Origin of the sequence: Octadecabacter dasysiphoniae (genome assembly GCF_021532615.1) — a bacterium.
Classification (GTDB): domain Bacteria; phylum Pseudomonadota; class Alphaproteobacteria; order Rhodobacterales; family Rhodobacteraceae; genus Octadecabacter; species Octadecabacter dasysiphoniae.
Window position 1 is genome coordinate 740,652 of sequence record NZ_JAKGAQ010000002.1, and the last position, 15,286, is coordinate 755,937.

Here is a 15,286-nt window from a genome sequence, read left to right on the forward strand (position 1 = left end):
TATTCAGACGTCAACCGCGACCAATTTTGTGGAGAACATCATGTCGAAGACCTACGCAATCGCTGCAGGAGCCGTTGTTGTTGCCCTTTTGGGGGGTACGTTTGCAGCAACCCAGATGGGTAAGTCCGATGATATTTTTGCCGGATGCCGTGCCAGCCAGGCCGCAGGGGGCGCCATTGGTGGCCCGTTCGAGCTTGTTGATGAAACGGGCGCGACTGTCACGGATGCTGATGTGATTACGGGCCCGACGCTGATTTATTTCGGCTACACCTTCTGCCCTGATGTCTGCCCGCTGGACAACATGCGGAACGCGCAAGCGGTCGATATTCTGGACGATGCAGGGGTAGAGGTGACGCCTGTTTTCATCTCGATCGATCCGGAACGCGATACGGTTGATGTGGTGCGCGACTTTACCGATAATTTCCATGACAGAATGCTTGGCCTGACGGGTTCACCCGAACAGGTGCGTGCCGCGTCACAAGCGTACCGGACCTATTACGCCAAGCAGGACGCAGAGGATGAATACTACCTCGTGGATCATACGACGATGTCCTACCTTGTCTTCCCTGAGCATGGTTTCCAGGAGTTCTATCGCCGCGACGTCACACCAGAGCAAATGGCCGAAAGCCTGAGCTGTTTTGTTGACGCTGCAAGTTAGTTTGTTAGATGCAAAATTTGACCGACCCCCCAATGAGCACTACCTTTTGCTACGAATATTAAGGGGAAGACACGATGGAACTGCATGATCTTGGCGAAGACCCGTCCCTTTTGTTGGTGGATGACGATGAACCGTTTTTACGTCGTCTGGCAAAGGCGATGGAGAAACGTGGATTCAGTGTTGAAACAGCCGATAGCGTTGCTGCGGGTAAGGCCATCGCAACGGCCCGCCCGCCGGCCTACGCGGTGGTTGATCTGCGGCTAGAAGACGGCACCGGGCTCGATGTGGTTGAGACGCTGCGCGAACGCCGCCCCGAGGCGCGGATCGTTGTGCTGACCGGTTATGGTGCCATCGCGACAGCCGTTGCTGCCGTCAAGATTGGCGCGACAGATTATCTGTCAAAACCTGCCGATGCGACGGACGTGACCAACGCGCTTTTGGCGACAGGGGACGAGCTTCCTCCGCCGCCTGAAAACCCGATGAGCGCGGATCGCGTGCGGTGGGAACACATCCAGCGTGTGTATGAATTATGCGATCGCAACGTGTCTGAAACGGCGCGGCGTTTGAACATGCACCGCCGGACGTTGCAGCGCATTCTGGCGAAGCGCAGCCCGCGTTAACACTTTCCGAAACCCAAGAAATCCGGCGTATGGGTTCAGTATGGTTCCGGTATGGGTTTGATATGGGTCAGGATGTGGCTTCGGACCTTAACCATTTGACGAATATGTCCCTTGTCGGGGATATAACCTCTGGTCGGGTGAGGATGTGATAGGCGATGTCACTGTCCTGTTCGGCGCAGAGTTCGACGAATGCGCCTGACGCGATATAGGGGGCCGCAATCGGGGCGGGCTGGACAGTGATGCCGAGGCCCGCGCGCGCGGCTTCGCGCGAAAGCTGGCCGGTGGGAAACATGGTGACGCATTCTTCGTCCAGATCGATGCCGTTGGCGCAAATCCAGAACCGTTCTTCTGAGCGAGTCCCGTCCATGAGCCAGCGCAACCCCTTGAGGTCTGACAGGCAATCGATTTTGCGTCCTTCGACATAGCTTGGCGCGGCGACGGCAACGTGTCCGGCGGGCATCAGCGGCGTGGAAGACACGCCAGCCCAGCCGCCTTTGCCGTAGCGAATTGCGACGTCGATATTATCGCGGCGCAGATCGACGAGGGTCATGGCTGGTACAAGTTCGACTTCTATTTCGGGGTGCTGATTCCAAAAACTACCGATGCGGGGCATCAGCCAGTTGGCGGCCAGCGATGGTGTCACCGCAACACGGATCGCGCGGGTTTGGGATTGATCCAGCAGATCATGGGACGCTGTGGCGATAAGGCCAAAGGCCTCGGAGAGGGAATCGGATAATGCGCGGCCTTCCGGTGTGACGGACATGCCGCGCCCGTCGCGTTGCATCAAGGATTGCCCGAAGTGGTCTTCGAGGGCGCGAACGTGTTGGGCGATGGCCGCATGGGTGACGTTCAAATCACGTGCAGCGGCCGAAAAGCTGCCGTGACGGGCGGCGGCCTCAAATGCGCGCAGGGCCGCGAGGGAGGGGATATCGTTCCAATTCATTTGAAAGCTAGGCTAACACATCGAAATTCTTCCTGACTAGGGGGAATCGGTATGAGCGTTTATCTGTTGGCTATCAACATAACCAATGGAGGCGAATATGTTCACTTTACTAGCAGATGCCATGTATACCGCGACACTTGCCCGACGCGGCAACAAGATTCCCGAGCACCTGAAAACCCATGCGGATCGTCATGTGCCGGAACATGAACGCAAGCGGCATCCCCACAACCCTTATCGCGATCTTTGGTAGGGGTGTGGACGGGGCGGCAATCATCCCTGTGCGCCGCCCCGTTCGTTAAAGAGTGTAACGTTTCACAATGCGATCAACCGTCGTGCCGTCGCGGCGGGTGTGGTCGTCTTTCCAGATGGTGTCGGGTTCGAACCCCATTTTGGAATAATACGCGAGGCCGCCTGTATTATCAGACGTGATTTTCGCAAGGATCGCCGTGCCGCCATGGGCGCGACAATCAGCCAGCGTTTTGGCGAAGATCGCATGGCCCGCACCACGGGCCGGATTTTGCTGATCGGTAAAGCTGCCGATGGAATAGAGGCCATCCCCGATATCGAACGCCGCCTGAAACCCCACAAGACGGGTGCCCAGTAGCACTACGTTCGTCACCGGCGGTTCATCAAGATAATGATCGGCGAAGTGGGGTTCTGTGTAGGGGTCTTCGTACGCCGTTGACCCGCCAAGGGCGATAATATGATTGATGATTTCGACGCAAGCGGGGACGTCGTTGCGGTGCATATCGCGGACATCGAATGTCATAAAAGCTCCATCAGAGTGGCGTGTCGTGTGGTGAAATCCTGACGCACGTCTAGCGGTGGGCGCAGCTGGATTTTGGCGTTTTTGGCTAAGTTAGGGTCTGGTTTTCCGAAAAATTTGTCCGCTTCGGCGACGGTGAAGCCTGCGATTTGCACAGCCTCAAGCCAAGCGCTGATTTTGTCGGCTTTCTTGATTTGTTTCTTGATGGCGGGGGGCACTTGCGCGGGGAGGCCAAAGCGGATGTGGATCGCGGCCATGAGCCTATCGTCCAGCGTTTCATAGCCGGGACCAACGGCGGCCTTAACCGGGCTGATCATATCGCCAATCACATATTCGGGCGCATCGTGCAGCAGCGCGGCAAGCTGCCATTTGACCGGTGCCTTGGGGTTCATCGCGGTGAAAATCTGTTCCACCAACAGCGAATGTTCGGCGACGGAATAGGCGAAATCCCCCATCGTCTGACCATTCCAGCGCGCCACAAACGCAAGGCCGTGCGCGATGTCTTCGATTTCGACATCCATCGGGGTGGGGTCAAGCAGATCCAATCTGCGACCCGACAGCATCCGCTGCCATGCACGGGGTTGTTTCATCGATGTGACCTTTCAAATGAGCCGCGACCCTATGGCCTGACCCAGTCCATTGTCGAGACCCCACGGCGGTGCTATGTGCATCGCAAATGACATCCCGAGGAGAGCGGCTTATGGCCAAGGATTACATCGTTAAAGACATCGCGCTTGCCAGCTTTGGCCGCAAGGAACTGGACATTGCAGAAACAGAAATGCCGGGCCTGATGGCGTGCCGCGCCGAGTTCGGTGAAAGCAAGCCGTTGAAAGGTGCGCGGATTGTCGGATCGTTGCATATGACGATCCAGACGGCTGTTCTGATTGAAACACTGGTTGAGCTGGGCGCCGATGTGCGCTGGGCGTCGTGCAACATCTTTTCCACGCAAGACCACGCGGCGGCGGCGATTGCCGAAGGCGGCACGCCAGTATTCGCGATCAAGGGTCAGAGCCTTGAGGAGCATTGGGATTATCTTGATAAATCCTTTGCGTTCCCCGATGGCGCGAACATGATTTTGGACGATGGCGGCGACGCGACGCTGTACATTCTTTTGGGTGCGCGCATGGAAGCCGGCGAAGACGTGCTGGCCGTTCCGACATCCGAAGAAGAAGCCGTGATCAAAGAGCAGATCAAAAAGCGCATGGCGCTGTCGCCCGGTTGGTTCACCAAAACACGTGGTGATATTCAGGGCGTTTCCGAGGAAACAACAACGGGCGTTCACCGCCTGTATGATCTGCACAAGAACGGCCAGCTGCCCTTCCCTGCGATCAACGTGAACGATTCTGTGACCAAGTCGAAGTTTGACAACAAATACGGCTGTAAAGAGAGCCTTGTGGACGGTATCCGCCGCGCGACGGACACCATGATGGCCGGTAAAGTTGCGGTTGTGATGGGGTACGGCGATGTGGGCAAAGGATCTGCTGCGTCATTGGCGGGGGCCGGTGCGCGTGTGATCGTGACCGAAGTTGACCCCATCTGCGCGCTTCAGGCGGCGATGGACGGTTTTCAGGTGACGACGCTTGAAGATGTTATCGAAACGGCCGATCTGTTCATCACGACGACGGGCAACAAAGACGTGATCCGCATCGAACACATGCGCCGCATGAAAGACATGGCGATTGTTGGCAACATCGGCCACTTCGACAATGAAATTCAGGTTGCCGCGCTGAAGAACCACAAGTGGACGAACATCAAAGAACAGGTCGACATGATCGAGATGCCCAACGGGCACCGTTTGATCCTGCTGTCCGAGGGTCGTTTGTTGAACCTTGGTAACGCAACGGGCCACCCGTCTTTCGTGATGTCTGCATCGTTCACGAACCAGGTTTTGGCGCAGATTGAATTGTGGACGAAGGGCGATGAATACCAGCCCGGCGTTTATATTCTGCCCAAGCATCTGGACGAAAAAGTTGCGCGTCTGCATCTGGACCGCATCGGTGTGAAACTGTCCAAGCTTGATCCTGAACAGGCGGCATACATTGGCGTAACACCTGAAGGCCCGTTCAAGCCAGAGCATTACCGCTACTAAGGGCGCGGCGTGACGCACGACCCCGAACATTCTGAGGAACGCGAGGCCGCCAAACGGCCTCGCGTTTCGCGTTGGGCGGTCTTTCGTTCTGTTGGCGGGGCGGTTTTATCGCTTGGTGTTATCGGGGCAATTGTGGGTGGGCTTTTGGCACTGTTTCACCCTGAGACGCCCCTGCCCGATCATTGGAACCCGACGACGCCGCTGGCCGTGGCAGCACCCGTTACACCGCTGACCACGTGGAAAATGCGCTTGGCGCTGGCCGATCCGGCACAGTGTGTTGCTGTGTTGGATGCCTCCGCGCAGGCCCGTTCCATGACCCCGCTTGAGGTGACGGACAACTGCCATGTGCGCAACCGCGTGCGGCTGTCCCAAATTGGTGCGGCGCGCATTGATCCGATTGAAACATCTTGTGCCACGGCGTTGCGATTAGCCATGTGGGAACGCCACGGTGTCCAGCCTGCTGCGCGTGATATTCTGGGCACCGACGTTACCGTGTTTCGCCAGATTGGCAGTTATAATTGCCGCCCCATTCGGACAAGCAACGGGAACAGCACGCGGTGGAGCACCCATTCCACGGCCGATGCCATCGACATCACCGGATTTGATTTTGCCGATGGTCGCCGCGTTCGTTTAATCCGTGATTGGGATGGTGCCGGACCCGAAGCGGCGTTTCTGCGGGCAGCGAAGGACAGTGCGTGCACGTGGTTCGCAACGACCCTTAGCCCCGAATACAACGCCCTGCATGCGGACCATTTTCATTTGCAGGCGCGCGGCTGGGGCACGTGCCGATAAAGTGGCGGGGAACTTGGGCGTAGAATTTCCCTTTGAGATGGCGGGTTAAGGCATTAACCTATGCCACAGCGCCGAAATAACCGGCCAAATCTAGGTGGGAGAATACCATGAGCAAGCGTGATGACCTGATCGCAACCTATGCAGACGATTTGAAGAACAAGTGCGGCATGACGCCGGATATGGACCTTTTGACGAAAGTGACGATTGGCTGCGGCCCTTCGATTTATAACGCTGATGCGTCCACGGTTGCCGGCAGCCAAGCGTCCGAGCTTGAGACAGTTAAGAACAACTTTTTGATCAAGAAACTGGGCCTTGCGGACGGTCCACAGCTGATGGAAGCCATCAATTCTGTGATCGAAACATACGGCAAATCCGAGCGTAACAAGTACCGTGCCGTCGTTTATTACATGCTGACCAAGCATTTCGGCAAAGAATCCGTCTACGGCTAAATCGGCCCGATGACATCGCAACGCCCGCCTTTACCGGCGGGCGTTTTGCATTTTATATGTATCTTACGGGCTATTTGTTTGCGTGAAACCGATGCGGTCGGGTATCAGGTTCATGCGGCCAGGATGGCCCGGAACCAGTTTCAGATACACGTGTGGTGGCTTTGCGGAGTAACACGTGGGTGAGAGAAAGGGTCTGGGCGGGGTGCCCGGGCCCTTTCGCTATTTTCGCTACAGAAGTGTCAGGATCGCACCCATCAGCGCGCAACCGATCGTCGCATATCCGCCGTTGATCAGCGTAAGCCGCTGGGAATGCATCGAATATCCGTTAAACAGCGCGACCCAAGGTGTGACGAAGAACAAACCGATTCCTGCGCCCGACATCAAACCCTTTCCGAGTGTATCAATGCCCGCCGTCGCAAAGCTGTGGCGCATCATACCTGCGACCAGAAGCAAGGAAATCGCGCAGGTGATGTAGGGCACCGGACTGCGCATGTTCTTGGGGTTGTTGTCGTCGTCCAGCGGCACTTTGCTGTCCGTTTTCCACGCATTCGAGAACACACCGTACCAAAACGCGCCGAACGCAAAACTTGCTGCGGCGCCAACGACGACTGCTAGAAATCCCATAAGACCCTCCCTTATTATTTGGCTATGGTGGGGGCAGTTTGGGCATTTTCAGGGTCTAACGCTAGGGTTTTGTGTTGCCCATTGCACAAATGGCCAGCCATTCGGCGTCTGTGACGGGTTGGACGGACAGGCGGGAATTGCGCACGAGGATCATGTCGGCTAGGCGTTCATCCGCTTTGATTTGATCAAGGGTGACGGGGGTTTCAAAGGCGCGAACGGCTTTGATATCCACGCAGTCCCACCGTTCATCGTCGGTCGTGCTGTCGGGGTGCGCGGCGGCGCAGACTTCGACGATTCCCACCACGGATTTCTCTTTCTGGGAATGATAGAAGAACCCGAGATCGCCGACTGTCATGTCGCGCATGAAATTGCGGGCCTGGTAGTTGCGCACGCCGTCCCATTCTTCGCCCACGTCGCCCTTTGCCACCTGATCGGCCCAGCCCCAGACGGAGGGTTCGGATTTGAACAACCAGTAGCGCATCAGCCGATCACCTTTTTCCATTCCTCGATACGGACCTTTTCGAACAAATCGGCCTTTGCATAAGGATCATTGTCCGCCCAGCTTTGTGCCGCGTCGAGGGAGTCGACATCCATGATGATGAGAGACCCGCACATGGTGCCATTCGGATCAAGAAACGGGCCCGCCATTTCAACCACGCCAGTGTCGGCAATATAGGCGAGGTGGGCATCGCGATTGTCGAGGCGGATTTGAAGGGCATCGGGTTTGTCGCGGGTGATGAGGGTAAAACGCATGGTCATTCCTTTCGAAGGGGACGTGAGAGAAGGGTTGCGAGGGCTGTTTCAGGATCAATTTTGCCCGACGACAGATCGGCCACGACACGGCAAATGGGAAGGTCCAAATCGTGGTTTTTGGCAAGGTTAGTGACTGAAAGTGCGGTAGCTGCGCCTTCGACGGTTGTGTTTGGATCGAAGTCTTGGCCCGACCCGATGGACTGGCCGAACCGATAATTGCGCGACCCGTCTGAAGTGCATGTCAGCGCTAGATCACCAAAGCCCGAAAGGCCTGTCAGGGTTTCCGGATCCGCACCAAGGGCGCTGCCGATCCGGCGCATTTCTGCAAACCCGCGTGTGATCACCGCAGCGCGCGCGCTTTCGCCAAATCCGGCGCCCATGCAGACGCCACAGGCAATCGCGATGACGTTTTTCAACGCGCCGCCAAGTTCTGCGCCAATCACATCATGGCTGAGATAGAGGCGCAGATTGGGGGTCGAAAGGCTGGCCTGTAGATAGGGGCCTTCGACGGTGTCTTTGCACGCGAGTGTCAGGGCGGTCGGCAGATGGGCCGCGATGTCGGCAGCAAAGCTTGGCCCGGTGAGCATCGCGGCGATGGCGGATGGAACGTGGGCCTCAATCTGGGCGACGGGGCCGCGCAATGTGGATTGATCAATGCCCTTGCAGCACGCAACGAGCCGTTTTCCTGCCAGATGCGCGGCGTGTTCTTCCAGCCAGCCGCCCAGTTTTTGCGCCGGAATGGCGAGCAGAATTGTGTCGGCGTCAAAAACGTCGGCCACGCTGGATGTGACGAGGAGATTGGCGGGCAATGTGTGACCCGGCAGGCGCGCCGCGTTTTCACGGGTTTGCGCCATGTCGGCCGCGGCGGTTTCATCGCGCGCCCAAAGCGTTACGGGGCCATTTGCAGCAAGAGCGATGGCCAAGCCCGTACCGAATGCGCCAGCGCCAGCAACTGTGATCTTCATGATTTGGCCCCCTTCTTTCCACTACCTGACAGTGTCGGGCTGGTCTGATCAAGGGGCCAACGCGGGCGGGCCGTTAATGACATGTCGTCAATTTGACCGTGCTGCAACCGGATCAGCCCCGCATAGGCGATCATCGCAGCATTGTCGGTGCACAAGGAGAGGGGTGGTGCCACAAAAGTAGTGTCTGTTTCAGCGCAAAACGCTTCTAACGCTGATCTGATCGTGCCGTTTGCTGCAACGCCACCTGCGACGGCAAATGAACGAATCTCGGGTGTCAGCGCCCGCGCTGCGGCCATTGCTTTGCGTGATTTTGCGACAAGAACATCGCGCACGGCGGCCTGAAAGCTGGCGCATAAATCTGATCGGATCGATGACGGAAGCCCGCCGTGCTGGTCGATGACATCGTCACGCGCCCGCAGGATGGCCGTTTTCAAACCGGAAAAGGACATGTTGCAATCGTCGCGGTTCAGCAGGGGGCGGGGCAAGGCAAAGGCGCGATCGTTGCCCGCCTTTGCGTGCCGTTCAACAGATGGGCCGCCGGGCTGTGGGAGCGCGAGGATGCGTGCGGTTTTGTCGAAGGCTTCGCCGGGTGCGTCGTCGATAGTGCCGCCAAGGCGGGTGTAGTCGTCGTGCCCCTGAACCAGCAGGAATTGGCAATGGCCGCCCGATACCAGAAGCATAACGTATGGAAATGCGATCCCGTCTGTCAGTTGCGGCGTTAAGGCGTGCCCCGCGAGGTGGTTGACCCCGATCAACGGCAACCCCGTCGCGGCACTTAGGCCCTTGGCGCACATCACGCCTGATAATACCCCGCCCACAAGCCCGGGGCCCGCGGTGACGGCGATGGCGTCGATCTTATCCAACCCCAAACCGGCCTGCGATAGTGCACCTTCGATGGCGAGGTCGATCTTTTCGGCGTGGGCGCGTGCGGCGATTTCGGGCACGACACCGCCAAAAGCAGCGTGGGCGTCGGTTTGGCCAAAGACCACATTTGACAAAACATGCGCATTGGATGGCACCCCGCGCACGACGGCGGCCGCGGTGTCGTCGCAGCTGCTTTCGATGCCGAGGATGGTCATGGGAACGGACATGCGAGTGGGTCGCCTAGCTTGCGTCTGGGTGGTGTGCAGGTAACACTTGCCCGCAATCGCCACAATGGCCGGAGAGGTTTGACCCTGCCCCCATATGTTCATCCCACCGTCCTGATCACGCGGCCCCGTGTTGCATCTGAAAGGTTTTCGGTTGCGCTGGCGCGGGTTGCTGGCCCGTTCCGGCCCTTGATTGTGCCCGCGTTCGAGCTTGTCGCGACGGGTGCGCGTATTCCTGATTTTGAGGCGGCGGTGTTTACGTCGCGAGCCGGTGTTGCCTTTGCGCCCAAGGGAAACGGGCGCGTGGCCTATTGTGTTGGGGACGCCACGGCGGATGCAGCCAGACAAGCGGGGTACACGGCGATCAGCGCGGGTGGGTCTGCACAGGATTTATGCGCGGTGATTCTCGCGCGGGGGGCGTTGGAAAAGCTGGTTCACATTAGGGGGGAAGTTTCGATCGGAGACGTCAGCACGGTTTTGACCTCAGGTGGTTTGGTGTGCGCGGAAATTGTTGCCTATCGCAAAGATGTTGTGCCTGTAGACGGGTCCGTTCTGGGCATCTTGCAGTCTGTCGAACATTTGATCTTTCCGGTGTTTTCCGCAGAAACAGTGTCGATTCTAATCGATTGGCAGTTTGATTTTAGTGGCGCACATGTTGTTACGATCAGCGATTCTGTTGGCGAGGCTGCGGTGGGAATGTCCCCCGCGTCCATCACCGTTTCTGACCATCCGAACCTGCAATCAATGGTCGCACAAACGGCTGGTTTGATCGCTTGAGGGTCGTTGGCCCCCGCGATAGAGTGTTTGGGTGGGCGTTCGGGCTCAGGGCGATGTGAGCAGGTATCAGACGTGGCTAAGTCTACCAAAACCAAGACCGGAAAATCCAAGATCGACACGTCAGTTGATGACGCGGTTGAGGTGACGTCGACGGAAGAAGCGGTGTCTGTCGTGACGGACGAAGACGTTGCGCAGGCGCAGGCCGACGACACAGCCTATACAGATGTGGATTCCGTGGAAGACAGCGAAACAACGGATACCGATCTGGACATCGAAATCGTTGAAGAGCCGGTTGACGATATTCGTGAAGAAATCGCGCCTTCTGAACCCCAGCGACAGCCGGATCCATGGCCGACGGCAGGGTTTTTGCCATTGCTGCTGGGCGGTGTTGTTGCCGGCGCGATTGGATATGGCATCGCGACCTACTACCCGATGAATGGCGATTCAGATGATTTGGCGGCGCAGGTGAGCGCGCAGTCCGATCAGATTGCAGCGCTTGAGGCGCAGTTGGCCGAGGCACCGAGCGTTGATTTGTCAGGTATCGAGGCAGAGATTTCTGGATTGGGTGAACAGACAGCGGCGCAAACCAGTGCGTTGTCCGACACCATTGATGCTGGATTGGCGGCGCTGGATGATCGGCTGACAGAAGTTGAAAAGCGGCCCGGTTCGGATGGGACGTTATCGGACACGGCCCTGGCAGCGTATCAGCGCGAGCTTGAGGAATTGCGCGCCGATCTTGATGCGCAGCAAGAAAATGTCATGTCGGCGGCGGCCCAAGCCGAGGCGGATTTGGCGGCAGCCCGCGCCGAGGCTGAACAGCTTGAGCAAGAGGCGATTGCGTCTGCGCAGGCGGCGGCATTCCGTGCCGCGTTGAACCGCGTCGCGACGGCTGTTGAAACTGGCGCGCCGTTTGCGGATGCGGTGGGTGATCTGGGCGATGTGGATTTGCCACTGGCGCTGACGTCGGCGGCTGAAACAGGTGTGGCGACGACGGCTGAACTGACCAGTGATTTCCCTGCTGCGGCGCGTGCTGCGTTGGCGACGGCCCGTGCCGAGGGTGTATCGGGCGAAAGCGGAGGAATTGGTGGATTCCTGCGCAACCAGTTTGATGTGCGATCAACTGCACCCCAAGAAGGCGCAGGGCCGGACGCTGTTTTGTCCCGCGCTGAAGCTGCAATAAAAGAAGGCCGTGTGGCGGATGCCTTGGCCGAAATCGAAGCGCTGCCCGAAGTGGCGCGCGCTGAAATGACCGACTGGACCGCACAGGCAACCGAACGCGCAGACGTTCTGGACGCCATTGCGACCCTTTCCGAAACCTATAATTAGAACTGAGGCTGCCCCCTGATGATCTGGTCCCTTGTAAAGATTTTGGCCTTCGTCGCTGTCGTTATGGCCGCAACTTTTGGCGCAACGATGCTGTTGGATATGGAAGGCAGCGCGACGATTGATGTCGGCGGGCAGGCGGCGACGTTTTCTGTGATTGAAATGGTCATTGGATTGATCGTGCTGGTTGTCCTCGTGTGGGTGACGCTGAAACTGATCGGTCTGGCGATTGCGACGTTCAAGTTTTTGAATGGGGATGAAACCGCGATTTCGCGCTACTTTTCGCGCAACCGTGAACGCAAAGGTTTTGAGGCCTTGTCCGAAGGGATGATGGCGCTGGCATCCGGTGAAGGGCGCCTTGCGATGGCCAAGGCTAACCGTGCTGAAAAATTCCTTGAGCGGCCCGAATTGACGAACCTTTTGACGGCGCAAGCGGCAGAGCTTGCGGGTGATCGCAGAACGGCTGAACAGACCTACCGTAAGCTGTTGGAAGACGACAAAACGCGGTTCGTTGGTGTGCGCGGGATCATGAAACAAAAGCTTGAGGACGGGGATACCGACACCGCGCTGCTTTTGGCGGAAAAGGCGTTCGCGATTAAGCCAAAGCATGTCGAAACCCAAGACACGTTGCTGCGCCTGCAAGCCGGAAAATCTGATTGGAAGGGCGCGCGCGAAACGCTGACGGCCAAGTTGAAGACCGGCCAGTTGCCGCGCAATGTGCATCGGCGTCGCGATGCGGTTTTGGCGTTGTCCGAAGCCAAGGGAATTTTTGCAGAGGGCCAGACACCGGAAGCGCAGGACGCCGCGATTGAGGCGAACCGTATGTCGCCCGATCTTGTTCCTGCGGCCGTTCTGGCGGCGGAAACCTACATTGAGAAAAACAATGCACGTGCCGCGGCGCGCGTGATCAAAAAGGCATGGGATGTTGCGCCGCATTCCGATCTGGCCGCTGCGTTTGCCGCTATTATTCCCGACGAAGACCCGGCTGCGCGGATCAAGCGGTTCCGCAATTTGACAAAGGCGCATCCCAATGATGCAGAGACCAAAATGCTGGTCGCCGAGCTGAACATCGCCGCTGAGGATTTCCCGGAAGCCCGCCGCACCATCACAGAGCTTGTGGCTGAAAACCCGACAGCGCGTAGCCTGACGATTATGGCCGCAATTGAACGGGGCGAAGGATCAGCGGATGCGGTTGTGCGTGGGTGGTTGGCCAAGGCGCTGACGGCCCCGCGTGGCCCGCAGTGGATTTGCGATAACTGCCAGCACATCCATGCGGTTTGGGAACCTGTTTGCGTCAATTGTTCCGGCTTTGACACGTTGTCCTGGCGCGAACCGCCAAAAGGCGAGGTGGCGATGCCTGCGGGCGTTGAAATGCTGCCGCTTATTGTGGGCCCGACGGATGCACCGCAAGGCACCGACATTGTCGAGGCGGAAATCGTCGATGATGTGGTTGAGACCGAAGACGCGAAATAGGACTTTTCCACGGTTCTGCGCGGTGATAAATTCTGCACGAATGCCGCTGTAGCTCATCAGGTAGAGCACATCATTCGTAATGATGGGGTAGTAGGTTCGAGTCCTATCAGCGGCACCAATTTCTGTAATTTACGCCAGTAGACGGTGCGCCAAGGTTTCCGCGCGCGCGAGGGCGCCTTCGAGGAAGCCACCAAAGTCGGTCGCGGTTTCCGTGGAGCCAAAATGCAGCGCGCCGTCCCACAAGTTTTCCAACGCACGTGGCAGCCCGTAGGCGGGATGGGATGTGAGAGGGGCTTGATCCTCACTGCTCGCGGTTTCGGGTTGTGTGGCCCAATCTTCGAGATAGGCGGCGCGGGGCGTTTTGTCGTCGTCCCCGAACAGTCGCGCAAGCTGGTTGATAGACGCGGCAATGATTGCGTCAGCGTTTTGAGCGCGGTGATTTGGCGGGACACCGACGAACCCGAACAGCGCACCCAAAGACGTATCGGACGGGGAGGCGTCGTGGATTTCAACCAGTGGTCCACGGCGGCTCATGGCGTCACCGGACAGCCCGGCGGTGCGCCAGAATGGCGTGTCATAGGTGGCAACGAATTTGGCCTGCCCGCCCATCCATGTCGGAATGCGAGAGAGGGCATTAATATCGATCTGAGGGGTGAACGCCAGGCCCGCTGCGACGCGCGGCGGACAGGTTATCACCACACGGTTTGCAGTGATTTTCGTGCCGTCGGAAAGTGTGATTCCGTCGTGTTGATCCACGGTTGCCGCCTGCGCATTCATGGTGATCCGATTTTCGGGAAGGCGGGCGGCGAGGCCGTTAATCAGGGCGATCATGCCGCCGTTGATCCGCAAAGATCCTTCCATTGAGGCGAACCCGACACCGCGTTGAACATCGCCCTGTTCGGGTTCAAACATAAGATCGCCAGTGGCGTGTTGTTTGAATGTCGCGAGGCCAAGATCAGCGGTAAGGCGGGCCATGCGCGGCTGACCGGGCCAGTACCACGACGGGCCAAGATCGAAGATATGATCGGCGTCTTTTACGCCCTTGATGCGCCCACCAAGCCGCGTACGGGATTCTAGCAGGTGCCAATCTGCGCCCGCACGTTCAAGGTGCTGCGCAAGCGCGAGGCCGGACAGACCACCGCCGACGATAACAATGTCAGCCATTCAAACTGCCGGAGCTTTTGCAAACGGAAGGTGGCCGGATTTCATCCAGAATGTCGCGCCGTTCGGGCCAGCGGTGGCTGTCAGATCAACCCCGTCGGGCAGGCGCAGCCACGACCCTTCGCTCAAGGTGTCACCGCCTTCGATCAAAGACCCGCTGAGCACGAGAATTTCGATGCCACCGATTGCGGCCATAGTTACGTCAGCGTCCTGCGCTGCCTGAACATAGGTGACGATTTCGCGGTCATCGCGGTGCAATTCGGCCTGCGATATCCCGTTTTCGGCAGGGCCGAGGCCAGCGGCCATATCGCGGCGGAACTGGGTGCGATCGTCCTTATCAAATTGCCAGAGCTTGACGAAAATCACGCAGCCGTCCTGCGCGCCCGGCGTGTGGCTGGTGGTGGGGGGATTGCGCACATAGGTGCCCGCCGGATAATCGCCGTGTTCATCTTGAAACGTACCGCTGAGCACGATGAATTCTTCGCCGCCTGTGTGCGTGTGAGCGGAAAATTTACTGCCCGGCGCGTAGCGGACAATCGTCGTCGCGCGGGCCACTTCATCCCCGATACGGTCTAGCATCCGGCGATCAACGCCCGCCATGGGGGAAGCCACCCAGGGAATTTCCGCCGCGTGAACAACGACGCGAGAAGAAAAGTCAGCGTTAAGATCCATGGGGCAGCCCTTTGCGATAGTGACATCCCGCGATATGCTGGAATGACGCCGCTGAACAAGACACAAGGTTGTCACCACTTGCAACTTCGCAAGGCACGGGCGACACCTGTGGCATCAAAAAAGGATCTGACGT

The 15,286-nt window shown here is 58.1% G+C and carries 19 protein-coding genes and 1 tRNA gene; 10 read left to right on the forward strand and 10 right to left on the reverse strand.

Annotated elements, in window-relative coordinates:
• Window positions 1-40 precede the first annotated feature (40 nt).
• Window positions 41-658, forward strand: coding sequence for an SCO family protein (locus L0664_RS10560; protein WP_235225762.1), 618 nt, complete (start codon window positions 41-43; stop codon window positions 656-658).
• A 74-nt stretch (window positions 659-732) separates the two neighbouring features.
• Window positions 733-1,278, forward strand: coding sequence for an ActR/PrrA/RegA family redox response regulator transcription factor (locus L0664_RS10565; protein WP_235225763.1), 546 nt, complete (start codon window positions 733-735; stop codon window positions 1,276-1,278).
• A gap of 67 nt (window positions 1,279-1,345) precedes the next feature.
• On the opposite strand, the gene L0664_RS10570 is transcribed toward L0664_RS10565, so the two are convergent.
• Complete coding sequence (locus tag L0664_RS10570) at window positions 1,346-2,221, reverse strand: LysR family transcriptional regulator (RefSeq protein WP_235225764.1); 876 nt, start codon at window positions 2,219-2,221, stop codon at window positions 1,346-1,348.
• Window positions 2,222-2,318: 97 nt separating this feature from the next.
• Here L0664_RS10570 and L0664_RS10575 point away from each other — a divergent pair, with 97 nt between their 5' ends.
• A complete protein-coding gene (locus L0664_RS10575; RefSeq protein WP_235225765.1) occupies window positions 2,319-2,471 on the forward strand; it encodes a hypothetical protein in 153 nt (50 codons plus the stop codon).
• A 45-nt stretch (window positions 2,472-2,516) separates the two neighbouring features.
• Here the strand turns inward: L0664_RS10575 and L0664_RS10580 are convergent, their stop codons facing one another.
• Complete coding sequence (locus tag L0664_RS10580) at window positions 2,517-2,990, reverse strand: GNAT family N-acetyltransferase (RefSeq protein WP_235225766.1); 474 nt, start codon at window positions 2,988-2,990, stop codon at window positions 2,517-2,519.
• Complete coding sequence (locus tag L0664_RS10585) at window positions 2,987-3,577, reverse strand: HD family hydrolase (RefSeq protein ID WP_235225767.1); 591 nt, start codon at window positions 3,575-3,577, stop codon at window positions 2,987-2,989. The genes L0664_RS10580 and L0664_RS10585 overlap by 4 nt, the downstream gene beginning before the upstream one ends.
• A gap of 110 nt (window positions 3,578-3,687) precedes the next feature.
• Here L0664_RS10585 and ahcY point away from each other — a divergent pair, with 110 nt between their 5' ends.
• The 3 genes from ahcY (at window position 3,688) to L0664_RS10600 (ending at window position 6,317) form a co-directional block, all read left to right on the forward strand.
• A complete protein-coding gene (gene ahcY, locus L0664_RS10590; RefSeq protein WP_235225768.1) occupies window positions 3,688-5,076 on the forward strand; it encodes an adenosylhomocysteinase in 1,389 nt (462 codons plus the stop codon).
• A 9-nt stretch (window positions 5,077-5,085) separates the two neighbouring features.
• Complete coding sequence (locus L0664_RS10595; RefSeq protein ID WP_235225769.1) at window positions 5,086-5,868, forward strand: extensin-like domain-containing protein; 783 nt, start codon at window positions 5,086-5,088, stop codon at window positions 5,866-5,868.
• A gap of 107 nt (window positions 5,869-5,975) precedes the next feature.
• Window positions 5,976-6,317 (forward strand): DUF2853 family protein, encoded by a 342-nt coding sequence (locus L0664_RS10600; RefSeq protein WP_235225770.1) that lies wholly within the window; start codon window positions 5,976-5,978, stop codon window positions 6,315-6,317.
• Between the two features lie 228 nt (window positions 6,318-6,545).
• Here the strand turns inward: L0664_RS10600 and L0664_RS10605 are convergent, their stop codons facing one another.
• The 5 genes from L0664_RS10605 to tsaD all read right to left on the reverse strand — a co-directional run bounded on the left by L0664_RS10605 (window position 6,546) and on the right by tsaD (window position 9,750).
• Window positions 6,546-6,941, reverse strand: a complete 396-nt coding sequence (locus L0664_RS10605; protein ID WP_235225771.1) for a DUF1761 domain-containing protein — start codon at window positions 6,939-6,941, stop codon at window positions 6,546-6,548.
• A gap of 61 nt (window positions 6,942-7,002) precedes the next feature.
• On the reverse strand, window positions 7,003-7,422 hold the full coding sequence (locus L0664_RS10610) for an EVE domain-containing protein (RefSeq protein ID WP_235225772.1): 420 nt from the start codon (window positions 7,420-7,422) through the stop codon (window positions 7,003-7,005).
• Entirely contained in the window at window positions 7,422-7,694 is a 273-nt protein-coding gene (locus L0664_RS10615; RefSeq protein ID WP_235225773.1) for a YciI family protein, read from the reverse strand. The genes L0664_RS10610 and L0664_RS10615 overlap by 1 nt, the downstream gene beginning before the upstream one ends.
• 2 nt (window positions 7,695-7,696) lie before the next feature.
• Window positions 7,697-8,659 (reverse strand): NAD(P)H-dependent glycerol-3-phosphate dehydrogenase, encoded by a 963-nt coding sequence (locus L0664_RS10620; protein ID WP_235225774.1) that lies wholly within the window; start codon window positions 8,657-8,659, stop codon window positions 7,697-7,699.
• Window positions 8,656-9,750, reverse strand: a complete 1,095-nt coding sequence (gene tsaD / locus L0664_RS10625) for a tRNA (adenosine(37)-N6)-threonylcarbamoyltransferase complex transferase subunit TsaD (protein WP_235225775.1) — start codon at window positions 9,748-9,750, stop codon at window positions 8,656-8,658. The genes L0664_RS10620 and tsaD overlap by 4 nt, the downstream gene beginning before the upstream one ends.
• Before the next feature lie 78 nt (window positions 9,751-9,828).
• On the opposite strand from tsaD, the gene L0664_RS10630 reads away from it, so the two are divergent.
• The 4 genes from L0664_RS10630 to L0664_RS10645 all read left to right on the forward strand — a co-directional run bounded on the left by L0664_RS10630 (window position 9,829) and on the right by L0664_RS10645 (window position 13,438).
• Window positions 9,829-10,524 (forward strand): uroporphyrinogen-III synthase, encoded by a 696-nt coding sequence (locus L0664_RS10630; protein WP_235225777.1) that lies wholly within the window; start codon window positions 9,829-9,831, stop codon window positions 10,522-10,524.
• A 72-nt stretch (window positions 10,525-10,596) separates the two neighbouring features.
• Window positions 10,597-11,850 (forward strand): COG4223 family protein, encoded by a 1,254-nt coding sequence (locus tag L0664_RS10635; RefSeq protein WP_235225779.1) that lies wholly within the window; start codon window positions 10,597-10,599, stop codon window positions 11,848-11,850.
• An 18-nt stretch (window positions 11,851-11,868) separates the two neighbouring features.
• Window positions 11,869-13,320: a heme biosynthesis protein HemY gene (locus tag L0664_RS10640; RefSeq protein ID WP_235225781.1), complete on the forward strand. Its 1,452-nt coding sequence runs from the start codon at window positions 11,869-11,871 to the stop codon at window positions 13,318-13,320.
• Between the two features lie 42 nt (window positions 13,321-13,362).
• A tRNA-Thr gene (locus tag L0664_RS10645) sits at window positions 13,363-13,438 on the forward strand.
• An 11-nt stretch (window positions 13,439-13,449) separates the two neighbouring features.
• Here the strand turns inward: L0664_RS10645 and L0664_RS10650 are convergent.
• Window positions 13,450-14,484: a flavin monoamine oxidase family protein gene (locus L0664_RS10650; RefSeq protein WP_235225782.1), complete on the reverse strand. Its 1,035-nt coding sequence runs from the start codon at window positions 14,482-14,484 to the stop codon at window positions 13,450-13,452.
• Window positions 14,485-15,153: a cupin domain-containing protein gene (locus tag L0664_RS10655; RefSeq protein WP_235225784.1), complete on the reverse strand. Its 669-nt coding sequence runs from the start codon at window positions 15,151-15,153 to the stop codon at window positions 14,485-14,487.
• Between the last annotated feature and the right edge of the window lie 133 nt (window positions 15,154-15,286).